Source organism: Desulfosporomusa polytropa, from assembly GCF_055380075.1.
On record NZ_AP042400.1, the window covers coordinates 3,030,814 to 3,055,194 of the forward strand.

Annotated in this window: 23 protein-coding genes, 1 pseudogene and 2 riboswitches; of the genes and pseudogenes, 10 read left to right on the forward strand and 14 right to left on the reverse strand. The window is 45.9% G+C overall.

The genetic code is table 11. From position 1 onward, the window contains the following. The first annotated feature begins 127 nt into the window (after nt 1–127). The 6 genes from ACZ449_RS16110 to ACZ449_RS16135 all read left to right on the forward strand — a co-directional run bounded on the left by ACZ449_RS16110 (nt 128) and on the right by ACZ449_RS16135 (nt 6,417). A complete protein-coding gene (locus ACZ449_RS16110; RefSeq protein WP_464257082.1) occupies nt 128–820 on the forward strand; it encodes a response regulator transcription factor in 693 nt (230 codons plus the stop codon). After that, nucleotides 817–2,322 (forward strand): sensor histidine kinase, encoded by a 1,506-nt coding sequence (locus ACZ449_RS16115; protein WP_464257083.1) that lies wholly within the window; start codon nt 817–819, stop codon nt 2,320–2,322. Before ACZ449_RS16110 ends, ACZ449_RS16115 begins: the two co-directional genes overlap by 4 nt. A 145-nt stretch (nt 2,323–2,467) precedes the next feature. Continuing rightward, nucleotides 2,468–2,842: a DUF2680 domain-containing protein gene (locus ACZ449_RS16120; RefSeq protein ID WP_464257084.1), complete on the forward strand. Its 375-nt coding sequence runs from the start codon at nt 2,468–2,470 to the stop codon at nt 2,840–2,842. A gap of 458 nt (nt 2,843–3,300) precedes the next feature. Further along, a complete protein-coding gene (locus ACZ449_RS16125) occupies nt 3,301–4,491 on the forward strand; it encodes an efflux RND transporter periplasmic adaptor subunit (protein WP_464257085.1) in 1,191 nt (396 codons plus the stop codon). Continuing rightward, nucleotides 4,488–5,681 carry an ABC transporter permease gene (locus ACZ449_RS16130; RefSeq protein ID WP_464257086.1) on the forward strand — a complete coding sequence of 398 codons (1,194 nt, stop codon included), beginning with the start codon at nt 4,488–4,490 and terminating at the stop codon, nt 5,679–5,681. Before ACZ449_RS16125 ends, ACZ449_RS16130 begins: the two co-directional genes overlap by 4 nt. 4 nt (nt 5,682–5,685) lie before the next feature. Beyond that, nucleotides 5,686–6,417 carry an ABC transporter ATP-binding protein gene (locus ACZ449_RS16135; RefSeq protein ID WP_464257087.1) on the forward strand — a complete coding sequence of 244 codons (732 nt, stop codon included), beginning with the start codon at nt 5,686–5,688 and terminating at the stop codon, nt 6,415–6,417. A gap of 289 nt (nt 6,418–6,706) precedes the next feature. Next, nucleotides 6,707–6,770: riboswitch (Fluoride riboswitch) on the reverse strand. Nucleotides 6,771–6,885: 115 nt separating this feature from the next. Here the strand turns inward: ACZ449_RS16135 and ACZ449_RS16140 are convergent. The 3 genes from ACZ449_RS16140 to ACZ449_RS16150 form a co-directional block, all read right to left on the reverse strand. Further along, on the reverse strand, nt 6,886–7,299 hold the full coding sequence (locus tag ACZ449_RS16140) for an EamA family transporter (RefSeq protein ID WP_464257088.1): 414 nt from the start codon (nt 7,297–7,299) through the stop codon (nt 6,886–6,888). Nucleotides 7,300–7,421: 122 nt separating this feature from the next. Next, a complete protein-coding gene (locus tag ACZ449_RS16145) occupies nt 7,422–8,420 on the reverse strand; it encodes a GGGtGRT protein (protein WP_464257089.1) in 999 nt (332 codons plus the stop codon). Nucleotides 8,421–8,442: 22 nt separating this feature from the next. Beyond that, entirely contained in the window at nt 8,443–9,135 is a 693-nt protein-coding gene (locus ACZ449_RS16150) for an iron-sulfur cluster assembly scaffold protein (protein WP_464257090.1), read from the reverse strand. 51 nt (nt 9,136–9,186) lie between these two features. Next, nucleotides 9,187–9,250: riboswitch (Fluoride riboswitch) on the reverse strand. A gap of 354 nt (nt 9,251–9,604) precedes the next feature. Between ACZ449_RS16150 and ACZ449_RS16155 the strand changes: the two genes are divergently transcribed. After that, nucleotides 9,605–10,270, forward strand: a complete 666-nt coding sequence (locus tag ACZ449_RS16155; RefSeq protein WP_464257091.1) for a phenylalanine--tRNA ligase beta subunit-related protein — start codon at nt 9,605–9,607, stop codon at nt 10,268–10,270. Nucleotides 10,271–10,317: 47 nt separating this feature from the next. On the opposite strand, the gene ACZ449_RS16160 is transcribed toward ACZ449_RS16155, so the two are convergent. Further along, nucleotides 10,318–10,629, reverse strand: a complete 312-nt coding sequence (locus tag ACZ449_RS16160; protein ID WP_464257092.1) for a hypothetical protein — start codon at nt 10,627–10,629, stop codon at nt 10,318–10,320. Nucleotides 10,630–10,769: 140 nt separating this feature from the next. On the opposite strand from ACZ449_RS16160, the gene ACZ449_RS16165 reads away from it, so the two are divergent. Further along, complete coding sequence (locus ACZ449_RS16165) at nt 10,770–11,435, forward strand: flavodoxin family protein (RefSeq protein ID WP_464257093.1); 666 nt, start codon at nt 10,770–10,772, stop codon at nt 11,433–11,435. 70 nt (nt 11,436–11,505) lie between these two features. On the opposite strand, the gene ACZ449_RS16170 is transcribed toward ACZ449_RS16165, so the two are convergent. From ACZ449_RS16170 to ACZ449_RS16190, 5 genes and pseudogenes are all read right to left on the reverse strand, one after another. Next, nucleotides 11,506–12,186, reverse strand: coding sequence for a Crp/Fnr family transcriptional regulator (locus tag ACZ449_RS16170; RefSeq protein ID WP_464257094.1), 681 nt, complete (start codon nt 12,184–12,186; stop codon nt 11,506–11,508). Between the two features lie 333 nt (nt 12,187–12,519). Beyond that, complete coding sequence (locus tag ACZ449_RS16175) at nt 12,520–13,677, reverse strand: hypothetical protein (RefSeq protein WP_464261962.1); 1,158 nt, start codon at nt 13,675–13,677, stop codon at nt 12,520–12,522. Between the two features lie 6 nt (nt 13,678–13,683). Continuing rightward, a pseudogene (locus ACZ449_RS16180) lies at nt 13,684–13,893 on the reverse strand (S-layer homology domain-containing protein); the annotation flags it as partial. A gap of 71 nt (nt 13,894–13,964) precedes the next feature. Beyond that, on the reverse strand, nt 13,965–15,071 hold the full coding sequence (locus ACZ449_RS16185) for a uroporphyrinogen decarboxylase family protein (RefSeq protein ID WP_464257095.1): 1,107 nt from the start codon (nt 15,069–15,071) through the stop codon (nt 13,965–13,967). A gap of 37 nt (nt 15,072–15,108) precedes the next feature. Further along, nucleotides 15,109–16,284, reverse strand: a complete 1,176-nt coding sequence (locus tag ACZ449_RS16190; RefSeq protein WP_464257096.1) for an MFS transporter — start codon at nt 16,282–16,284, stop codon at nt 15,109–15,111. A 473-nt stretch (nt 16,285–16,757) separates the two neighbouring features. Here ACZ449_RS16190 and ACZ449_RS16195 point away from each other — a divergent pair, with 473 nt between their 5' ends. Both ACZ449_RS16195 and ACZ449_RS16200 read left to right on the forward strand, forming a co-directional pair. Next, nucleotides 16,758–16,985: a helix-turn-helix domain-containing protein gene (locus ACZ449_RS16195; RefSeq protein WP_464257097.1), complete on the forward strand. Its 228-nt coding sequence runs from the start codon at nt 16,758–16,760 to the stop codon at nt 16,983–16,985. 188 nt (nt 16,986–17,173) lie between these two features. Then, nucleotides 17,174–17,899: an AAC(3) family N-acetyltransferase gene (locus ACZ449_RS16200; protein WP_464257098.1), complete on the forward strand. Its 726-nt coding sequence runs from the start codon at nt 17,174–17,176 to the stop codon at nt 17,897–17,899. A 100-nt stretch (nt 17,900–17,999) separates the two neighbouring features. Here ACZ449_RS16200 and ACZ449_RS16205 read toward each other — a convergent pair whose 3' ends face one another. From ACZ449_RS16205 to ACZ449_RS16225, 5 genes are all read right to left on the reverse strand, one after another. Continuing rightward, complete coding sequence (locus ACZ449_RS16205) at nt 18,000–19,076, reverse strand: M24 family metallopeptidase (RefSeq protein ID WP_464257099.1); 1,077 nt, start codon at nt 19,074–19,076, stop codon at nt 18,000–18,002. 36 nt (nt 19,077–19,112) lie between these two features. Further along, entirely contained in the window at nt 19,113–20,225 is a 1,113-nt protein-coding gene (locus tag ACZ449_RS16210; protein ID WP_464257100.1) for an ABC transporter permease subunit, read from the reverse strand. A 1-nt stretch (nt 20,226) separates the two neighbouring features. Then, nucleotides 20,227–21,270, reverse strand: a complete 1,044-nt coding sequence (locus ACZ449_RS16215) for an ABC transporter permease subunit (RefSeq protein ID WP_464257101.1) — start codon at nt 21,268–21,270, stop codon at nt 20,227–20,229. After that, nucleotides 21,270–22,868 (reverse strand): sugar ABC transporter ATP-binding protein, encoded by a 1,599-nt coding sequence (locus tag ACZ449_RS16220; protein WP_464257102.1) that lies wholly within the window; start codon nt 22,866–22,868, stop codon nt 21,270–21,272. The genes ACZ449_RS16215 and ACZ449_RS16220 overlap by 1 nt, the downstream gene beginning before the upstream one ends. Nucleotides 22,869–22,973: 105 nt before the next feature. Continuing rightward, on the reverse strand, nt 22,974–24,128 hold the full coding sequence (locus ACZ449_RS16225; protein WP_464257103.1) for a DUF3798 domain-containing protein: 1,155 nt from the start codon (nt 24,126–24,128) through the stop codon (nt 22,974–22,976). Between the last annotated feature and the right edge of the window lie 253 nt (nt 24,129–24,381).

Here is a 24,381-nt window from a genome sequence, read left to right on the forward strand (position 1 = left end):
TACTAAAAAAGCAATCCGCATATCGTATGGAAAAATAGATTTCACACTTTTTTCACATTTGAGTCATACTTCCGCCACCGCTTTCCAGTATAATGAGGATAACTATCACCACAAAGGAGGCATTCTCATGCGGGAACAGACGATCTTAATTGTCGATGATGATGAAAAAATCAGGGAGATATTAGCCCTGTATTTTACCAAAGAAAACTTTACCGTCAAGGAGGCAGCGGACGGTGTGGAAGCCATTCGCAAAGTTGAGCAATTAAAACCCAGCATGATTCTGTTAGATATTATGATGCCGGTACTTGATGGTATCGAAGTGTGCCGGCAAATCCGCAAATTTTCTCGTGTACCCATCATCATGCTTACAGCCCGTGCCGAAGATGATGACCGGATTATGGGGCTAGAATTAGGGGCTGACGACTATATAACCAAGCCCTTCAACCCGCGCGAGGTAGTGGCCCGGGTCAACGCCGTGCTGCGGCGGGCGCCGGATACCGAATTTACCAAAGCCGAGGTCTTGCGCTTTACCAATCTGGAAATTAACATCAATGAACATACCATTACTACCTTTGGACAAACTGTGCCACTGACATCGAAAGAAATGGAACTGTTATGGTGTCTGGCGTCTCACCCCGGGCGAACTTTCTCCCGGGAAATGCTGCTGGAAAAAGTGTGGGGCTACACCTACTGCGGCGAAACCCGCACGGTCGACAGCCATATTAAGCGCCTGCGGCAAAAGCTAGGCACGAAAGAAACCACTCCCTGGGATATTCAAACAGCGTGGGGAGTCGGTTATCGCTTCGAGGTACGACCATGAAACACTCCTTGCAACTCAAACTATTATTCAGTTTTATGCTGGTCATCATCGTCTTAATCGGCGGCGTCCTCTTGGGGGTATCGGCCCTCATCAAAGAGCAAACCTTGGCAGCCAAGCAGCAAGAGCTTACGGCCAAGGGAACGGAGTTGGCCAGCGCCCTAAAAAATTCTCACGCTGAAAACGGCAGTTTTACCGGCCTGGACACTTTTTTGTCCAATGTCGACAGCTACCTGGACGCGCGGATATGGGTACTGGACGCATCTCGTCACGTGGTTAACATGTCCGGCATGGGTATGGGCCCGGGCCCCGGCTGGCGCATGAACGGCGGGCCTGGGTTGAGCAGCCCCAGACAGCCCGGCATGGGATTCCAGTCCCAAGGCGGCATATACGCCATTATCAACGAACTGGACCCCGTATTTGTTGACGGCAAAACTTGGACAAAAACATTCGACAACCCGTATTATGGTGAAAAAATGTTGGTCGTTGCTGTCCCTATCACCCTGGCAAACGGTCAGGTGGGCGGAGCAGTGCTGTTGCATGCGTCGGTAGCCGGTATCAACGCCTTCATGCAGCACCTTTACTATTATATTGGCGGAGCGGGCCTCCTGGCCATCCTGTTAGCTCTCTTGGTAGTCAACTATCTCACCCGCAACATCGTGCGCCCGCTCAAAGCCATGCAGGAAACAGCCGGAGCCATGGCACGGGGTGATTATAACACCCTGGTCAAAGTAGAAACCACTGATGAGGTGGGCCGTCTGGGCTTGGCACTCAATTCCCTGGCCCGGGATTTAGCCAGTTATCTTGCCGAACTCAATAAAATGGAAAAATTGCGCCGCGATTTCGTGGCCAATGTGTCCCATGAACTCAGGACACCGCTGACCATTATCCGGAGCTATAACGAAGCGCTATTGGACGGGACGGTTGACGAACCCGCGCAAATCAAAAAACACCACCGGCTGATGCGGGACGAAACAGTGCGGCTGGAACGCCTGATTAATGATTTACTGGACCTCAGCCGGCTGCAGTCAGCCAAAGTTGCCGACAAAGAAAAAATACCACTGGCGGCAGTAGCCAACAGTGTGGTGCATATGCTTACACAGCAAGCAGAGCAAAAAGGAATTCACCTAGTAGCCGACACCAAAGAACCACTCCCTGCTATTCAGGCTAACGGCGACCGGATTACTCAGCTCTTATTAATCCTGTTGGATAATGCCATAAAATACACCCCGTCCGGTGGGACGGTAACCCTCACGACCTTTACCGACGGTGACGCCGCAGCGATAAAAATTGCTGACACTGGCACCGGGATTCCGTCCGAAGATTTGCCCTACATCTGGGAACGTTTTTATAAAGTGGATAAATCCCATTGCCGGGACGACAGCGGCACCGGCCTGGGGTTAGCCATCGCCAAGCAAATTATTGAGCTGCACCAGGCGGCGGTGACAGTCACCAGCCAGGTTGGTCAAGGCACCACTGTCACGGTCCGGTTTCCCCTAGCATAACAGCAAAAATCTGATACCCCATTCGAACCCCAATTCGATTTCACACTTCTTTTACACTTTCTCCATACTTTTGCCCAATTTCTTGTATACACTAAAATCAGTTGGCAAAACCCAACCGATTAATCAATACAAGGAGGTAAAAAGTATGAAAAAATCCCTTCTCATCGCGGTAGTCGGTCTGTTGGTGCTGGCCTTTGCCGCTTCCCTGGTATCTGCCGCAACTCCGGCCAACGTGCCGCCCTTCGCCCGCAACCAGGTGAATCTGACCGACGCCCAGAAGCAGGAACTGGCTCCCCTATTTAATCAAATGACCGACCTCAGAAAGCAAATGTTTGAAGTCCGTAAGCAAGTCATCCAAAAACAAGTCGAATTCGGCAACCTGACCCAAGAGCAGGCTGACCAGCGTATCACCTGGATGAAAGAACGTCTGGAAAACAACGCAGGCCCCGGCATGATGGGCAGAGGCCCTGGTATGATGCGCGGTGGCCATGGTTTTGGCCCTGGCTGGCAACAGCAATAGCCTGTTAACAAGTAAGGGTGAAAAGAATCCCGCCAAAGCGGGATTCTTTTTTTTACCATAATTTGCGTGACGATTAGGATATGCCGCAACCTTTGGCGATATCATCACCCATGCCTCAGATGACTTAAGCAGTCATGAATTGCTAAAGCTTCGCTATGCCAAAGGAGAACTCACTGCAATTGGATACAAAAATATAAGAAAACCGCTAACACGGTCCTTTGTCTTACGTTGAGTCAATGGAATACAAGGAGAGGTGTTTTACTTTACTTATACTTTCTTATACCAGGGAAGATTTCACAGTTATTTCACATTTGCGGCACAGTTTCGCCTAACTTTTCTAATATACTTGTCATCAGGAGGTCTGCAGCCTGGGGAAACTGTTCGTCTTGTTTATTGAACTTATAGTACTGGCTACCGTGCACCCCTAGCGGTATTGCTTCCCTCCTGACTAATACGAATTGAGGTGTTGTAGTTTGATGACCTGGCTGAGAAAATGGAAACGTCCTATTATCGCGCTTTGCGCCCTGGCCCTAGTTGGCGGTGCCGGCTGGTTTTTGTACACCAAAGGACCACTAGGTCCATCGAAAGTAACCATTGCCAAAGCCCATAAAGAAAATCTAAAACCCGCCGTGTTCGGCATCGGCACCGTGGAAGCCCGCTTATCCTATACCGTCGGACCAATCCAAGCCGGCCGGCTGCTGTCCGCGCTGGCCGACCACGGTGACCTTGTAAAAGCCGGACAGGTACTGGGCGAAATTGACCCGGTAGACCTGGACCAGAAACTGCAGTCTGCTGCGGCTGCCACGGCCAAAGCACAAAGCGCAATGGCCAGTAGCGAAGCGCAGGTACGGGATACTTACAGTCGCAATGCCTTGGCCCAGACCAACGCCAAGCGATATAGCGATTTATTGGCTGCCCAGGCGATTAGCGCCGAGCTGACTGACTCCAAGCAAAACGAAGCCAATTCTGCCCAAGCCGCCTATGACTCCGCCCAGGCTTCACTGGCAGCAGCGCGGGAAGAAGTAGCCCGGGCAGCATCTGACCAAAAAGCCATATTGAGCCAACGCAGTAACTTACAACTGATCAGCCCGGTTAACGGCATCATCGTATCCCGGGACGCCGAGCCAGGCACAACGGTCGTCGCCGGGCAGTCGGTATTTCACCTGGTAGACCCGGCAACCTTATGGGTACGAACCCGCATTGACCAATCCCGGTTTTATGGGATTGCCATCGGCCAACTGGCCAGCATTGTTCTCCGCTCCCGCCAGGACGCTCCTCTTGTTGGTAAAGTAGCGCGTCTGGAAGTCCAGGGCGATAATGTAACCGAGGAACGGTTTGTTGATGTCTCATTCAGCGATTTGGCCGGCCTAATTCCCCTCGGCGAGTTAGCTGAGGTCACCATTGACCTGCCCCCTGTTGCCGATACGCTCGTAGTGCCCACCGCCGCTGTCAAACGCCTCAACAAACAAAATGGCGTATGGCTAGTGGAAAATGATCGTCTGCGCTTTCAGCCGGTTACGGTTGGCACACAGACATTGGACGGCCAGACTCAAATTATTGACGGATTAAATCCGGGTGACGCCGTGGTAATCTACAGCCCGAAACAATTGTCCGAAGGCATGAGCGTCCGGGTGGAGAAAAAGCCATGATTAATTTAGCCGTAAAAGAAATCTCCCATAGCTGGGTTCGTTATGTGCTGACGGCAGTCGGCCTAGGCCTGTTAATCGGCGTGACCTTAACCATGACCGGTCTGGTGCGCGGCATGATGGACGATGCCCTGGCCCTCATCCGTGGTACCCACGCCGATCTGTGGGTGGTACAGGATGATACCATGGGGCCTTACGCCGAATCTTCCACCCTCTATGATGATGTGTATCGCAGTATTGCCGGTCTGCCCGGTGTGGCCGAAGTCAGTAATGTGGCCTATCTGACAGTCCAAATGCGATATGGTGACAAAGACGTGCGTGCTATGGTAGCCGGCTTTGAACATGACAAACCCGGTGAACCACCGTATCTGGTGGCCGGCCGCCCCATCAGCAAATCCCGCTATGAAGCCATCGCCGACACCAAGACCGGGTTCAAAGTCGGCGATAAAATTGGCATCCGCCGCAACGAATACACCGTTGTGGGCTTAACCGATCGCATGGTATCCTCCGGCGGCGACCCGGTAGTCTTCATTACCATGCAGGATGCACAAGAAGTACAGTTTCAAAAAGATAACACCTCCATCTATAATGACCGCAACCGCCTGGCCGCCGACCCCCAGATCAACCGTCCCGGCGTGCCCGGTCTCCTGCAGGCAGTTACCGAATCCCAGCAATCCAATCACAAAGTAAACGCCGTACTCGTCCGGGTAGCCCCTGGGTCCGACCCGGCGATTGTGGCTGACACCATCCGGCGCTGGAAGCACTTTGAAGTCTACACCTTTGCCCAGATGGAACAAATTCTCCTCGTTAAGGTGATCTCGAACGCGCTCCGGCAACTGGGCATATTTATGATCATTCTGGCCATCGTCAGCACGGCCATTATCGCCCTCATTATTTATACCATGACCATGGGCAAAATCAAAGAAATCGCAGTTCTAAAACTCATTGGCGCCAAAAACCGGATTATTGCCGGCATGATCTTGCAGCAAGCCTGGGGGCTGGGGCTTATTGGTTTTGCTGTAGGTAAAACAACCGCTACCCTGTGGGCGCCGCTGTTTCCCAAACACATTGAATTTGTGTTGACCGATAGCATTGTCGCCTTTATCCTTACTCTCTTGATTTGCACCTTGGCCAGCCTCATCGGCATCCGAGCGGCACTCAAAGTCCAGCCAGCTTCGGCGATAGGAGGATGATACTATGACAACTGAGCATTCCACTCCCTCTTTAGCCATCCGTATGGACAATGTGGTCAAAACCTACGGCTCTGGTTCCACCGCCGTCCATGCCGTCAAAGGCGTCAATCTCGAAGTCTCGCCTGGCGAAGTCGTCGGTCTACTAGGTCCCAGCGGTTCAGGCAAAACCACGTTACTCCAGTGCCTGGGCGCAGTCATTGACCCGACCAGCGGTAAAATTGTCCTAGGAGGAGAAGTCATCTATGACAACGGCTGGCGTGTGGACGACCTTCGAGCACTCCGGCGGGATAAAATCGGCTTTATCTTCCAAGCCCCCTATCTCATTCCCTTTATTTCGGTGCTGGACAACGTGGCGCTCCTGCCCATGCTGGCCGGTCTCTCCAATGCCAAAGCCCGGGAACGGGCTAGGGAACTGTTGACCGCACTGGAAGTTGACCATCGTTCTCATGCGAAACCATCCGAACTGTCGGGGGGCGAGCAGCAGCGCGTGGCCATCGCCCGCGCCCTGGCCAATAAACCACCCTTTATCCTGGCTGATGAGCCGACGGCTCCTTTAGATAGCGAACGATCCCTCATTGTCATGAGAATACTAACCAAGCTGGCCGAACAATACCAGACCGCCATTATTGTGGTTACTCATGATGACATCATTATCCCCCGGTTTAAAAGGCTGTACCGCCTGCGGGATGGTATTGCCCATGAAGAACAGGGGCAAGGTCTACCATTTCCAGACTAATGCAGGAACACAGGAGGAATCCATATGGATAATCATGATATCAGGAAACGAAGCAAGTTGGCCCAATACCAGCGTAGATGTTACCAATTGCCAACTAGATAAAATAGTTCCTAAAACACCTCTTTATCCCGCTTTACTTTATCACTAGAACAGGCATTTTCGAATAGGTTACCACTTTTTGCGCAACACTGCCAATAAAAGCCACTCGATCGCCACTAAAAAGTTCTGTTCCAACTCACACTAACTCCCTTTTATTGGATTTAGGACTAAAAAAAACAGACTCCTACCACAACTGGTAGGAGTCATCACCGTTTTTTACGGATTTAATGGCGAACTCCATCGCCCCATCATTAATTAATCCATTATTGATACAATTTCACCATCAAATTTTTAAAAAACTAATAACAACAAAGCACTGCAAACATATCATTTTCATTTGCGATGTTTTAACATATAATTTTCTACTTATTACAATATCATAACAAACGTCCCAGCGGTAATTAAAATTCCACCGATAATGACCTTTGTTGTAACAGCCTCCTTTAAAATAACAAAGGCCAAAAGCATGGTAATAACTACACTGAATTTATCCACCGGAACAACCTTGGATGCTTCACCTATTTGCAATGCCTTGTAATAGAACAACCAAGAAAGGCCTGTAGCCATACCAGATAATATTAGAAAGGTCCAGCTTTTAGTGCTCATGTTAGTAACTTCATTTTGCGTCCCTGTAATAAACACCATACCCCAAGCCATCACTAACACGACAATTGTGCGAATGGCTGTAGCCAAATTGGAATTAACCCCTTCTATACCGATTTTAGCCAAAATTGAAGTTGCTGCGGCAAAAACTGCAGACAATAGTGCAAATACAAACCACATATACTTCTCTCCCTGAAGTTCGTTTTTCAAAGTATTTCATCCCCATCTTATCCATTTAGCATGTACCGCGGATAAGTTTTGTCAGTGATACCTCCACTCGTTAGTTTTTTATTACCTTTAGATTACATGCTTGCTTCTTCAACCGCAACAGCTACTGCTACACTGGCACCAACCATTGGATTGTTTCCCATACCAATCAACCCCATCATTTCTACATGAGCCGGAACAGAAGAGGAACCAGCAAATTGAGCATCAGAATGCATTCTGCCCATAGTATCTGTCATACCATAAGAAGCCGGACCAGCCGCCATATTATCAGGATGCAGCGTTCTGCCGGTTCCGCCACCAGAAGCTACTGAAAAATATTTTTTTCCTTTCTCTATACATTCTTTTTTATAAGTACCTGCTACCGGATGTTGAAAACGTGTCGGGTTGGTAGAATTTCCGGTGATTGATATGTCGACCTTTTCCATGGCCATAATAGCCACGCCTTCCATTACATCATCGGCCCCATAACATCTTACGTTAGCCCGTTCACTAGATGAGTATTTAATTTCTTTAACTATATGCAATAAGCCAGTATAGTAATCAAAATTTGTTTGAACATAGGTAAATCCATTAACGCGCGATATAATCTGGGCGGCATCTTTCCCCAGTCCGTTAAGTATAACTCGCAAGGGATTTGACCTTACTTTGTTTGCCGACTTAGCAATACCAATAGCCCCCTCTGCCGCGGCAAAGGATTCATGTCCAGCTAAAAAAGCAAAGCATTGAGTATCCTCCCGCAAAAGCATCGCTGCCAAATTGCCATGTCCTACTCCAACCTTACGATTATCAGCAACAGAACCGGGAATACAGAAAGCTTGTAGTCCTTCTCCTAGTGACAACGCTATATCAGCCGCTTTTGTGATGCCTTTTTTTATCGCAATGGCAGCCCCTAGCGTGTATGCCCAACAAGCATTTTCAAAACAAATAGGTTGGATTTCCTTAACTATGTTATGTACATTTATTCCTTTCTGCTCACAAATATTCTTTGCTTCATCTAGTGATGCAATATCATTCTTTTTCAAAACTTCATTAATGCCCGTAATGCGGCGTTCATATCCTTCAAATGTAGTCACTATTCCTCATCTCCTCTCTATCTTACTCATGCCGGGGATCTATTACTTTAGCTGCTTCATCATATCGTCCGTATTGGCCTGTCGCACTCTGCAAAGCCTGGTTAGCCTCTATCCCTTTGGATATCATCTCCATCATTTTTCCAAGCTGGACAAACTGATAACCAATAATTTCATTGTTTTCATCAAGTGCAATTCGAGTAACATACCCTTCTGCCAGTTCCAAGTATCTAGGCCCTTTATCCAAAGTACTATACATTGTACCTATTTGGCTGCGTAAACCTTTACCGAGATCTTCCAAGCCTGCACCTATTGGCAACCCATCTTCAGAAAATGCTGTCTGTGTTCTACCATATGTAATTTGAAGGAATAACTCGCGCATAGCAGTATTGATAGCATCACAAACCAAATCGGTGTTTAATGCTTCTAAAATTGTTTTTCCCGGAAGTATTTCTGAAGCCATAGCCGCCGAGTGAGTCATCCCAGAGCATCCGATTGTTTCTATTAGAGCTTCTTGAATAATTCCCTCCTTAACATTCACAGTTAGTTTACAGGCTCCCTGTTGCGGCGCACACCAGCCAATACCATGGGTTAACCCGCTTATATCTTTAACCTTTCTTACCTTTGTCCATCGTCCTTCTTGCGGAATGGGAGCAGCTCCATGATTAGGACCCTTGGCTACAGTACACATTTCTAAAACTTCTTTTGAATAGTTCATCTTCTCTCTCCTCTCCAGCTAAAAATAAAGAAACTCCTACTAGTATATTAATTACTAGTAGGAGTCATCACCGCACTAAACGGATTTAATGGCGAACTCCATCGCCTCTTATAATAGCTTTATTATAACAATGCTTGCCTTAAATAGTCAATTTAGTTTTTTATATGTTGTGTTCATTGTTCATACTCATACTCACACAACTAAGTTGCTTAATTATGAAACCCCCAATAACGAGCTGGCGACCTTTTCATTATTTTATTGATACGTTTGACACTATCTTGACAGCATCGATGCAACTGGCCCTTTAAAATTCGTAGTCTAGTGGCTCTATAATCACACCAGTAATTATGATACCATTATTACAATCTTCCTTAGCATATCGCTTTAGATATGGAATCTGCTAGGAGGATTGTACTATTTCGTTGCATATCATTATCGGAATAATGTTGTTAACAAGGAGATGTCCAGTTTGTTAAAAATCACAGAAGCCTGGAGGAAAGCATATCCCGAAGCAAATGTTGGTGTAATGGTTATAAATAATGTGTTTAACCCTGCACAATGTAAAGAATTAGATATTCATAAGCAAACCTTAATAGAGAATCTAGCTGCAAGGTTTTTAGATCGAAAAGAATTAAATGATCATAGTCCAATCAAGGCTTATACTGATTATTATAAACGGTACGGAAAGACGTATCATGTCAAGCAACAACTAGAATCAGTTATTTTCAAAGGTAAAAAAATCCCAAGTGTGGCTAGTCTGGTTGAAGCCATGTTTATGGCCGAACTAAAAAACTGTTTACTGACTGCGGGGCACGATTACAAAACACTAAAACTGCCTCTAACTCTGAATGTTGCAAAGGGTGATGAAAAATATATTCTAATTAATGGTCGTGAACAACAGTTAAAGCCAGGGGATATGCTTATTCAAGACTACGAGGGAATTATTTCTAGTATTATTCATGGACCTGATTTACGAACTCAAATAAAGCCCGACACACAAAAAGCCGTTTTTGTCATTTATGCACCTCCTGGTATTACCCAAAAGGAAATATCAGATCACTTATCTGATATTTACAATTATGTCGCGGTTGTCAGCGTAAACGCTGAAATTGAGTTGCAACAGATTTTCGGTTAATACGGCTTGTGCGGATATATCCCCGTGATTCTATTCAATTCCTGCTATTAAATAAACCATTTCCCGCCCACATAATCCTTATCATATACACTAAGAATACTCCGTACTGCTCTTTTCAGTATTCCATCTGATGTATTATCAATTATTTTACGCGGAATATTAGGCCTATCATCTGTAGGTCCTTGATAATAATGACTTACTATATAACTATAATACGTGGTCTTATAATCATAAGTTACTTTTATCTTAACCGTTTGTTCCTTCAATACTAATTCCCAAACACCAGCTACTTTTACAAACCTTTTTAATTGCGGACATTCTAATAAGCCTTCAAACACATTATTGATATCTGTATCCATGTTACTCGAAAAAACACCCCTGTCTTCACATTTCTTTTGGATTGTGTAAAACACTTTACATCTATAATAAGAAAATTAGTATAATATAGTTTTTGACAACATAGCTGTGCTCAGCAGAATTTAAAGGAGGAAAAAAAATAGTGAAAGTACTTGGAGTTTCAGGTTCACCTATTTCCAACAGCAATACCGACCGCGCTGTCAAGGCAATACTGAATGCAACAGGATTAGAAGCAGAGTTTATCAAATTGAGCGATTATAAATTTTCTGGTTGCATGCACTGTCTGAAATGTACATACACGAATAAGTGCGCAATTACAGATGACGATGGTCCTATACTAATTGAAAAAGCTAGAGAAGCGGATGCAATTGTGATAGGAGGATGGACGCCTTACTCATCATTGGATTCACGTACAAAGGCATTCATGGAGAGATGTTTTGCTAACCGGCATTTAAAGAACTATATGAAAGGTAAACCAGCTGTTTCCGTGGTTACACATGCAGCGCCAGAAGCAAATCTTGAGTTGCCGCAGGCGGCTTCTATGGGGCAAAATTCCATCATGTACTATATGATGGAGGAAGGAATGAATTATCTCGGTGGGGTGAAAGTCATGGGTAACGTGCCTTGTATCAGATGCGGCGTTGGTGACACGTGTGAGATATCTGGTCTTAAAATGCTATTAGGTCCGACCGCCACAGTAGCAAAAGCCGGTGTTAACAATTTCGAAGATCAACCATCAATGGAAGAAGCTAGTAGATTGGGCAGATTAATTACCGAGACACTTAAAAAAGAAGTATCTCCAAAATAGAAACATGCCTCTGCTAAAGTAGCAGAGGCATGTTTCTATTAAAAGATTATAAACCAGACTACTAATTTTCCTAAATGCCCCGATTCTGATACATCGTAATGCTTTCAGTAGACACGGTAATACGATGACCATCAATATGAACCAGATGCTCTTTGCGTAATTCACCTAACACATTTGTCACCATAACTCGAGAGGCGTTGACAAGGCTGCCGATATCCTGATGTGTGAGATCCAGTGCTATGGTAAGTCCGGCACCGGTTCGTGTCCCGTAGCTCTCCGCCAATCGGCAAAGCACACCTAGCACCCTGCCTCTTACGTCATTAAAGGCGGTGTGGGACATGTGCTCAGTATACGTATTCATTTTTTTGCCCAGATATTGGACAATTTTGAGCGCCGTTTGGGGGTTGCTTAAGAGCTTGACAAAGAGTTCCTTAGTGCAACAGCATATAAATGTATCTTCCATAGCCACTGCATTCATGGTATGCACAGCGTTCTCGAAAAAAGTGACTTCGCCAAAAATGTCTTCAGATTTCAAGTAGTCGAGTGTAAATTCCTTACCCTCTTCTGATATCTTATATAGCTTGACCCTACCGGATTTAATGAGGTAGATCGAGTCTGCCTCCACTCCTTCAGTGAAAATCAGCTCATTTTTACGGTAGATTTTTTTTAGAGCGAGATCGCCAATCTGCTCTCGATCAGTGTGACTTAAAGCGGAAAAGATATCTAAATTTTTCATGCATCGCTTGGTCATAATCACTATCCTCCAATATATTTTGCACAACCCACCCACTTTTTTGGGGAAATATCCTTCCATAGCTTTATTTATTTTTTTACAATTTCACTTAAATTACTTTTCTTCTGTTATTTCTGTAATTCTCCTGTTTTCTTATTGTTGAAAATGTTTGGAGTGAAAATTGCAACCTCAGTAGCAATCCCCTGTCTTTTTGTAGTATATCACAAGACAGAACCACCAGCCCCATGCCCCGAACCAAATCGACATCCTCTGTGCGCTACAAAAAGGGTCTGTATTGAAATTTCAACACAGACCCTTTTATAGCCCTGTATCCCCATAACTGCCAAAAATTTAGAAGTAGAAGTCAACCCCCAGTTTAACAGTGTTTAGCTTGCCGGTATGAATACCGTCAGTAGGCTTCAGGGAGGCAGCCCACAAAAAGATATCCATGTTTTTATCAATGATGAACTGCCCTGTTAACTCCGGCCCTTTTAGGCCCCAATCATATTTTGACACCCAGTAATTATCCGGAGCAATGGAAGCCTTGGCCTCGGCGTTCAGATAGCGGGCCGTTACGAAATAAGAGCCGGGGGTATTGAGATCAGCTTGTCCATAGGTAATCCCGGCCATGTAGGCCTTGTTCTGGCTTGAGGCATCGGATTTGCCATACGTGGCAAACAGGTTCAGTTTTTTGCCGAGCATCGTATCGACACCGACTTCCCACAGGTTAATAGTATCGGACACAATGCTTGTATCGGAGCCGTCAGTGGCTAGGTTATGATAGGCTGCTTTTAGATTGAGGTCTTTGGCAAGCGGGGCGTCCCATTCAATCGCGGCATACCGGTTGTCTGCTTTGTTAGAAATAAGATAGGGATTGGTGGCGTTACCCGTCCAGCCTTGCCGGAAATAGCCATAGGTCAACGTGGTCCGGTTCCGGTCGCCAACCGCCAACTGAACCCCATTGATCCCTTTGCGGCCGGGAGTGACCATTAATCCGTAGGCGGCTCCGTAATCAAACCGGCCGGCTTTTACGGTAGCTGCGCCGACAAGCCCCTCCGCATACAGTTGATCATAGCGCTGCGAACCGCTAACGGTGCCGTCAATCGTCGTATATGTGCCGTCGCCGTTAGGAATCCGGGACCAAAAGCCCCCTGTTCTGAAATCTCTCACAGCTTCGTTCTCGATTTTCACTTGCCATTTGTCGTTAATCCTGTAATTGACATAGAGATCCATACCAACTGCCGGATAATGACCGTCGTTAGGATGCGGGGTATCGCCGGTAGCTGCGGTATGACCGGCAAAAGAGCCGCTGTTATTCCATACCTGGTCAGACAGATGCAGGAAGCCGAAGATCGTTATCTTGTCACTTTTCTTTTCCAGGGGTGCGACACGCACCCCTAAACTGGTAAGTTCACTGGTAAACTCTGCCGCGAGCTTATCGATTAACACCTTGTCCTCCGTATTGGCTTTTTCCATATTCCAGATAGCCCGGGCGATCCTTTGCGCCATTTCATAGCGGGTAACTGTTCTGTCACCCCCGAAGGAACCTTGTCCTTGGCCGTCGCCGTCAATGATCCCGTCTTGGTTTAGTTTGTTGACCGCCGCATAGGACCAGTGATTAGCCGGGACATCGCCAAAGGGATTCGTTGGTCCGGCCGCTGCTATGGTACCGGTGATATTCACCAGTACCGCCAGCACGGCAGCGATGACTACGCATTTTCTCATCCTTCTCCCACCTTAACAACTTATTTTTCTCGATCTCTCTATCTCTCTAAGTTGATCTGGGACGACTACGCTTATTTACCGGTAGCAGCGGCAATCATGGCTTTGACATTCTCGACAGATGCATTGGGTGGGATGGTGCAGCCGGAGGCCAGGATGAAGCCTGGTCCCATATCGTTAATCAGTTTCGTACAGTAGGTATAGACCTCATCTGGTGTACCCAGGGTTAACAGGGCTGCCGGCACATCGCCTTTAATACACATGTGATCGCCTAAGACTTCTTTAATTTTGTAAATATTTGTGGCGCCATCGGATTCAAAGATGCATTTATGCTTGGGTAATTGCTTGAAGTAGGCTAAATCCCGTTCCCAGTTGCCGTCGATATGCAGGTCAACAACCGCCCCTTCTTCGATGATCACTTCAGCGGCGGCCTTGAGATATTTCCAGACAAACCGCTCCCAGATTTTCGGGGAGTAGAATTCACTGGCCCCCCGGGCCGGGGAAATAAATACCACTAAGGGCTTAAAAGCACGGATTTGTTCCCGGAACCCGACAAGGGTTTCTGCCAGAATAATATCCAGCACGGCTTCCACTTTGTCCGGCATTTTGTAGATATCCCGCAAAAATTTAGGCATGGACCGTGCACCGCTCAGGTGTTCATTTACTGTTATGGAGGCACTGGGCGTATACACTAGATACCCGGCCTCCTCAAAGTTTTTCATGAATAGCGGAACATCGGCCAGTTGGGCGTAGAGAGAATCCACATCCACGCCCAGGCGATTCTTTAAAAAGTCGTCGCTAAAGGCTTGCCAGCCTTTGTTCAAGATCGTATCATAATCTTCGACTGTCATGATTTCCTGCTCATCCAGCTGCCAGGGGGTATCATCCGGGAGATCGCGGCCCGGCAGTTTAATCTTCGTATAAAACATCAACGGGAACATCGCGGCGGCGGCAAAGGTACCTCCTGTTCCATCTACGTCTCCCAGGGCTTGGAAGGAAGACAAAATGGCTTCATGGGATGCTTTCATGTTTAAACAAAACTCGGATAGTTTCATCCCGACATGTCTGGCGCAGAATGCGTCAGCGGTAAGAATGACGGGGGTCCGGTCTGTTTTCTCCAAAAGGATGGCTTTCTTTAGTCGCTCGGTACGCTCCTTAAGTAACTCCTGATTTGTTTTCATCCAGGTATACCCTCCCATTTATTTTTTTGTTTACAGATCAGCTATTCAACTTAACTGGCCTGGGTGTTTGTAGGTAATTTTGCAGCAGCAACAGCAAACCCACCGCTACAAAGGATACCGCACTGACCAGGAGCGGAAACCGTCCCGGTCCCTGGCCAAATTGTCCTGCTACAGCTTCCAACACAAAGGGGGCGACAAACTGACCGATACCGCTGAGCGCCGAGGCTAAGGCGATACTGAACGCCACCCGGGCTGGCGGTGACAATATGGAAAGAGTAACAAAGAAGGCCGGACAGGTGGTAGAAAAGCCGATGCCGCCGATAAAGCAGCCGACTAGTAGCAGCGTAAAGTCATGGGTTCCGGCTATCAGTGCCATCCCCGCCCCGGTCAGTAACCAGCCAACAGCAATAGTATAGCCTTTTAACCGCTGCATGGCTTTGCCAAACAGCAAACCACCTACCAGACCGCCACCGGTAAACAGGGTTAACGCAAAACCGGCACTCGCCGCATTGCCCATATTTTCACCAACAACCTGAATGGCTACGTTGGTGAAGAAAACGAAGATCAGTAGATTATACAGGAACACAACACTTTCGATAAAATACACCTTACCGGGCAACGGAGATTTGGCTGCTGCCTCCTCCTGGGTTGCCGTCACCTGAGGTTTAGGCGGTTCGGGGAGATAGAAATATACAAAGATGAGTACCAAGAAACCAATAGCGTAGGCCAGGAAGGTATTGTGCCAGTCGGCTACACACAGCAGACCGCCCAGCAGGGAGAATAGGATCCCGCCAATATTTACACAAACACTCTGCAGGCCCATGATCGTAGCCCGCTCACCGCCTTCGAAAAAGTCGGAAATAAGTACCAGCGATAGCGGAAATATCAGGCCTAAACTTAAGCCTAAAATAGCTCTCATCACCAGGATCATGGTCATGTCATTCATAAAGTACGGCGTAATGCCGCCAACCAAAAAGAGCAGCATGGCCACATGAACGAGCGTTCGTCTACCCATTAACTCGCTCAGTTTGCTAAATACCAGGGAAGCTAGTACCATTGTCATCGATGGCAAGGCAACCAACAGCATAATGGTCTGGGTGCTTACCTCCTTAAAGGCCGCACTGATATTGGCGATAGCCGGGGAAACCGCTGTGGCTGCCAAGAGTACTAGGGAAATGGACAATACCGCCGCTTTTAACAGAACCCGATTCATTGATCTACACCTCTTTCCTGTTTCGTAATGGTTGAACTTTCTCTCGCCCCTTTCTCCATTTTTTGCATCACCCGCATTGAAGACAGGCGTCTGCTGCGCTATAATGGAGACAATCGCATGTGGAGCACACCCCTGTTTTCCGTTCGATTTGCCCCCGCGTTAGCAGCAGTCTTACTGTGACGATAGGCAACAAGTGTCTTTTGGACACATTTTTAGGCATGATTTGCCCTTGTTTGACGGCTTACATTGTGTAAGCCTGGTGTGGTTTAGGTTGCTCTTTTATCCACCTCCTTTCTCAGACTAGATGTTAAGTGTTTTGCCTTTCCCGGCTTTCTCACCAACCGGCAACGCTTTATCTAGTTCTCAGCCCTCAAAACCAAACAGCTATTGGGTATACCTCGCTTGTCACCATAAAGGTGACAACCTCACCTTTATTTTAGTCACCTTTATGGTGACTGTCAAGGAGATTTTTTATGTTTTCTCAAAAACTTTTTTGCGAAAGACTGAGAAGCCTACGGCAGACTAGGCAACTCACTGCTGAGCAACTCGGCAAAGAATTCAATGTTTCAAAACAAACCGTTAGCCGTTGGGAATTGGGTGATCGTCTTCCTCCTCTTGATGTTACTACCGCTTTAGCAGACTATTTTGCTGTATCGCTTGATTATTTGGTTGGGCGCTCTAATGACCCAACAAAGCGATAATTATTAGAAATAAAAGGTTAAAACGCCTAACCAACCTGACAAATTCCGGTTGATTAGGCGTTTTTGATGATCGAAACAATTCAGAGCGGACAAAGGGTGGTATCTTCTTAATCTCAAGACAGTTCCTCCGTCCTTGTCTTGTTCCTACTCAAATCGAAAGAAAGGAAATAATAGTATGATTACCCGTAATGCAATCGAATCTAAATATACGTGAGCTTGGTTTACAAAAAAGTATGTACATTGAAGTACATAGCTCTCTTAGCAGTTTTGGTCAAGCTGATGGCGGAGCAGAATCAGTAATTTCAGCATTAAAGAATATTATTACACCAACAGGTGCAATTATTATGACTTCATTTCCTATGTCAAAACCGCTTGAACTTACAGAAGACGATAGGCAAAGAGGTTTAACCTGCAAGATAAAAATATTGAACCCTAATTCTAGTGAGAGAACCGGAATGGGAATTATTTCAGATACATTTCGAAAAATGCCTGATGTAATAACCGGCAAAGGAATGTATAGAGTATCGGTCTGGGGTGCGGAGCAAGATAAAAATAGTAAAGGATTATCAAATCTACACTTAAAAAATGGCTATGGCTTATTATTAGGCGTCGATATATATAAACTCACTAGTATGCATTATGTAGAAGATAATCTTCCACCGGAAATAGAAAACATATTTAGGCCAACAGCTGAAGTTCAAAGCTATTACCCAAAAGATCAATGGTATATCGAGACAGGAAAACCTCCTGAAAAGGCCTGGTATAAAATACAAGATCAAGCATATGCAAACGAATATATAAAAGATATTAACATTGGAAAAGCCAAGTGTATGTTTTTCAAAGTTAATGATGTAATAAATCTTTATAAAAATGCACTGGCCAGTGATGCTCTTAGGTTATATGGAATTAAGTAAAAGTTCTCGGCATTAGCCGGACTTTTTCTTTTTCGGCCCTGTGGACAATGTCGGAATTTGCGAAGAGGTAATTCATTTAGAATGAAAATAAGTACTAGGCCTATCCTACAATAGTTAATTCCTTATTATACTTGTTAAGAACTTCACAGCCGTCTTCCGTGACCAGTACCAAATCTTCGACTCTGACACCCAATTCCCCCGGTACAATTACGCAGGGTTCAATGGAAAATATATTGCCTGGCTGAACCCGATCGGTATTGATTGCAGAAACATCGCCAAAGTCGTGAACATCAAGACCGATCGAATGACCCGTTCTGTGGACAAAGCCTTTCCCATAGCCAGCGGCCGTTATATGATCTCTGGCTGCAGCATCAATATCACAGAATCTCGTCCCTGGTTTTACAGCCGCAATCGCCCTTTTATTGGCCTCTAATACGATGTCATACACCTTTCGAGCATGGTCTGAAGCATACTTATAAAATACCGTACGGGTCATGTCGGAACAATAGGAATCTTTTTTACAACCCATATCGATGATGATGCTATCCCCTTCTTTGAGTGGACAGTTTTCCGGTTCGTGATGAGGATCAGCCGCATTGGCACCGTAGGCAACAATGGGCGCAAATGAACAACCTTCCGCTCCCAATTCCTCATAAATACCCGGCAGTAGCTGCGCTAGCTTCTTTTCCGAATACTGCTTAGGAACAAGCTTAATCATCCTGTCAACCGCCAAATCGTTGAGTCTGGATGCTTCCCGCATGGCAGCTCTTTCTTGCTCATCCTTGCACATTCGCACTCTATCCACAATCGCTGAAGCATTAACAAATGCGTTATCGCCTTTTTGCTCCATCAGTCTCAGCAAAAATTGGGCTGGCCAGTTCTTATCGATGCCCATTCGCGCAGCTTTATCAATGTACTGCGCAAATATTTTTACGCCATCTTGTGTATCATTGAACCAGACTTTGCCCACACCAAGTTCCTCAGGCACCCTGAACAATTCGTTAATGAATAATTTATGCTTCCCGGTAAGAGTGAGATACAGTGCCAGCATTCTTTCCCCAGGATGAATCCATTTACCGGTCAAATAAAAGATCGCTGCCGGGTCAGAAACCACCATCTGCGGTATATTTTGCGCAGCCATATCGTTCAATACTTTAGTAAGTCGTTCTTGTTTCATAAGCCACCTCTTTAATTAGTATAGTAGGCATCGGCCTCACTCCAACATCGTCTTTTTCTTGGCTTCCCGAAACTTATGCCAAGCATGCAGCAATAGCGACATTCCGATTACACCATAAGCGATAAATACCCGGAAGAATTCGCCGATCTGCGCATCCCCGAACAGGTTGTTACCGGCCTGAGGCGAAACAATAAACAGCGTATGAAACAGCAACGTTCCAATAATTGCATCGGAAATTGTCGCCTTGGCAACGGTAGCTCCGCCAATTAAGAGCGCCGCAATCGAAAACATGCCCACCTGTTCATGGCTGTTGTAGGTATTGAGTGTCCCAATATTTTGCAAAAATATGACCTGACCCCAGGCCGCTAAAACAGTAGAAATCGTAATCGCTACCAGCCGTATTTTATTGGTGGGAATACCAGCAATCTGAGCGATATGCAGATCCTGCCCCAACGCTCTAAATTCCTGTCCTATTTTTGTCTTAACAATAAATTTGGTAAACCAACAGAGCGCGCCGATTACGACAAAGGTTATCACCGGAATATCAATTCCCCATAGTTTAAAATGAACCAGCCTGTCCAAGGCGTATTGAAGAAACTTAAGGTCAATCGCATTCTTTAATCCTACGCCGCCTTTTAGCACGATTTCCGGATTGTAAATGGGAATAAGTGTACCAATGAACAATAAAAATACCAATTGCCAAAGTCCATTCGAAAAGTAACCCAGTATCATACTGGTAATCATCTCGCGCCCTTTTGACTTGTTTAAAATAACTCCCGTAAGATAACCAAACCCAATTGCAAAGGGAGTGGCGACTAAGATGGCCATAAGGAACCCCATGAGTCCACCAGTATCCCAAACCTTCACTGCAATCAAGCCGATTTGTCCCGCCATCGCACCGATAACCAACGCAAAATTGAGTCCCATGCCGGCAAGTACCGGAATAATCAGCGAAATTACCAGGAACAAGTTCCTAGACAAGCGAACTACCAATTCATTGATCACAAATCGCAGTGACAATTCGGAAGCAATAGTCGCACCGATGCACAATACTAAGAAAATAAGCGGCACGGTGTAGGCCGCAAGAAATTTTTTCAGCCAATTACTAGAAACTACCCTTTTTGTATTCGTTGCCAATCTTGTATTCATATCAGTCATTGCCTCCCACTTTCGTCAATGCATAGAGAATAACCCCATTGCTGACGATGATGCGAATAACCTCAGAAAGATTTCCGACATTTACTGCTGCGTTAATAACCGGCAAGGATATGGTCAGCAGAGCCTGAAATAATACCGTTCCGGCAACAACATGTGAAATGGTTGCTTTTTTAGCCGTTGCACCGCCGATTAGGATGGCCGCGGTCGCCGCAAACGGCATCATTAACGGCGCTTGGTACAGCTGCAAAAAGCCAAAACTTTGAGCATACACAAGCATACCAATTCCGCCCAGTATCGTGGAAAGAACAGTCCCGATCATCCGCTGCCGATTGACATTAATCCCGGAGGCCACGGCAAATTTGGGATTATCGCCAGTCGCTAGCATCGCAACACCAGTTTTAGATTTCAAAAACAGCCACATTAGCAAACAAAATACAGCGAAAAATACTATTGTACCCGTGGGAATCTTCGTCCCCAAAAGCGGAATGGCCATAAAATTATCCAGTACCTTAGCATATCTACCGCCAAGGGCAATTGTAGTCCTTAGACCCGTTCCCCCAATTGCCCAGACCATTTCTGGGCTTTTAAACGGCATAAGCAACCAACCAATTGACATCAACGACACCATCGCAAAGCCCATGTAAGTGCCGACCGTCATTTCATCACCTTTTACCTTATTGAGTATCCAGCCGTAGAAACAGCCCATTACTGTTGCAAGTGGAATCGTGATAATGACCGCCCATATAAATGCCGACATCCCCTGCAAGTTCATTTCAATACTAATACAGCCCGCTAATAAGCCAGTGATAATCCCTAACGACAGTCCAAAATTCAGGCCTACTCCTGACACGATGCTTGGTACCATCGCCAGTACCAGGATGCCGTTCATCGCAATCCTGACCAGTGCGTCACCAAACATTGTCGCTACATCTTGCTTGTGATAAAAAGCCAAATTAACTAATAGCGCCAGAAAAATTGTGATAAAGACCTTCGGATAGCCATACCTGTCGATCGCCTGTTGCCATAATTTCATCATTATACGGCCTCCTCGCGAGTACTGTATTTTCCAGCCATCGCTAAGCCATAATCCAGATCAGACGCCGCCGGACTTAATATGGTTTCAATTCTTCCCTCATAAACAATAGCTACTCGGTCACAGATCGACCTAAGTTCAGCAAGCTCACTCGAAGTTACCACAATGGTCATATCCAACTCCCGATTAAGCTTGACCAATAAATCAAGCAACAGTTTCTTTGCGCCGATGTCAATCCCTCTGGTGGGCTCTGACACAAATAAAATGTCCGGCTCCAAAGTCAAGGCGCGGGCCACACAGACCTTCTGCTGATTCCCGCCGCTAAGTCGCCTGGTGATTTGGGTCGGCCCAGTGCAACGAATATCTAGGTCTTTAATCATTGTAAGCGCATGATCACGGATTTTCTTATCGTCGGTCATCTGAATAGCACGAATTCCTAGAAAAGCTTTTAGAAAGCCCCCTTGAATCTGCATGCTTGTCATCATGATATTCATTTCAATGGAAGTGTCGAGCAGCAACCCTACACCCCTTCTGTCTTCAGAGACGAAGGCCAGTTTACTCTCGATGGCTTTCCTGGGATTGTTGAGTTCCAGCTTGGTTTCTCCCTTATATACCTCGCCAGTAGCCGGGTAAAGACCCATAATACCATTGACTACCCCGATCTTCCCCTGTCCCGCCAATCCACCTAATCCTAAAATCTCACCTTTTTTCACGTCGAGACTAATATTCTTCACCAATTCTCCCGGCATTGTCACACTCATATTGCGAATCGAAAGGGCTATCTCCTCTTTCTGTTCTTTAGCAGTTTGCACCATGCTCTCAATATTTCTGCCAACCATCATTTCGGCGATTCTCTCAAGGCTGGCCTCTGCATGCGTCATGAAACCGACCTGCTCTCCGTCCCGCAAAACAGTAATATTATCGGCAACAGCCAATACCTCGTCCAAGCGATGCGTAATAAATAAAATAGCAATACCCTGAGCGGCAAGTATTTTCATCGCCGCCAACAACTTGTCGGCTTCACTCTCAGCCAGCACCGCTGTTGGTTCGTCAAATACCAGCAATTTGATATTTTCCTTGTCGATTTCTCGAGCAATCTCAACAAATTGCATATATCCCACCGGTAGCCCCGCAATCGGTAGCCAGTCATCCACGTTCATCCCCAGTGTGTTAAGTGCTTTCTGCGCGTCCTTCCTCATTGCTGGAATGTCCAAGGATTTAAGGTGATCACCCAACACTTTGCTGACTAGGTTGTGTTTGGTGGTCTCCCGGTTTAGTTTCACATTCTCGGTAATAGTGAAGCCAGGCAGTAGCATAAATTCCTGATGCACCATGCCTATTCCTAGATCCATCGCGGTTTTCGGCGACTTAATTTCCACTGGTTTACCGTCAAAAACAACTTGCCCCTTTATCCCGCCGGTGCTATAGATAACAGGCATACCAAATAAAATATTCATCAAAGTGGACTTTCCAGCCCCGTTCTCACCGACTAACGCGTGGATTTCGCCCGGCTTAACCTTAAGGGTTACGCCTTTTAACACCCTATTGCCAAAATAGTCTTTTGCAATATTATTCATCTCAAGTAAGTATCCTGCTTCCATTTGTCAGCCCCCCCTGCCCACATACTATTGTGTTTTTCCCATATATATTAAGGCTGCCATAAAAATAGCAACCTTAATATATATAAATATAAATTTGTCTGGCTTTTACAAGCTCACGAAATCAATAAGAATTAGATAATAATTGTCGTAAGTAACTTCTTTACCCGTCTTATCGGCAGATTTAAGAGTCTGAACTTCAATTTTGGTACCTGCAACTTCAGATAATTTCTTCATAAGCATTGCTTTGTTATTCTTTTCCGGGAATTTTCCTTCGGCCCAATCTTTGGCATATTCTACGCCTGCTTCAATCATGGTCATGTTTACAGGTACTGGCCAAGTGGAGAACCTACCTGTTCCGTTTTTCTCAGCGATTTTAGCCTTAATTTGACCGACTATGAATGGAACATCGCCAGCTTTATCCGGAGGAATCTGGATACCGAGAGCTCCGGGATAACCATGGAACGGACTCGGGCAACATTGCTGTGCATCAATTCCGCCTGCATCCAGCGTAGCCTTAATCATCGGTTCCTGCATGGCGCAGTTGGTGTTAAAGAAATTAGTGTCTTTGCCAAATTCTTTCACTTTTCTCGGGACATCTTCCAGCATAAACTGTTGGGCTCCTGGTGCACCCGCATCACCCAGCGGATCTGGAGCAGTTGCATCGATAAATTTCATTCCAAGTTTTTCGCACTCCGCTTTCATGATATCTCTTCTTTGAGCAAGGAGTGGGTAGGACATGTGCCGTGGGAAGGAGTAATGGACAAAGGTCGTGGCCCCTAATTTTTTAGCTTGCGCCGGTACAGTTTTACCCATCGACAATTCGTCGACAGCAAGACTAATGTCGGCTCGCTTAGCCACCATATCCGGATCCTCATTAGGAGCACCAGCAATCAGCAATATATCTGGTCTTTTTTCTCTAACTTTTTCAAAAGCAGCCGAAGTACCCGGAACGGCTGGAGCCATAATAATAGCCTTACAATCAGGGTCGTCGGCTATAGCCAGCATATTTGCAATGGTTGTTTCTTGCTCTGTCATAAAGTTGTCGGGAATCGTTTTAAATAAAATGACATCTTTACCGTATTTCTTTACCATTTTTTCTGCAGCCCGATATTCTTCTTCATTTTGAGAAACAGTAGTCGTCATTATGCCGATCTTAATCTTTTTCGGCGCCTCGGTCGTCGGTTTCGACGACTGACCACATCCTGCGAGGCTGACTACAAAAATACCAGCAAGAAGTAGCGCTAATCCCTTTTTGAACAAATGAATCCCCTCCATTTTTTCTACTCTTTTTTATGGAAAAAAAGACACTTACGCTTTCTTCCATTAAGAAAGCAAGTAAAATACAAGCCACCGATAATTACAGTTATTCCCGGTTTATACAAATTATTCCATAAATTTATTATAATGGGATCGCGCTTATAATGCAACATTTTTTCATTATTAGAAACACGGGAAAAGAAACACAGGGGACAGGGATATCGTCTCATTATTTGACATTGGAAGGAAACATTGT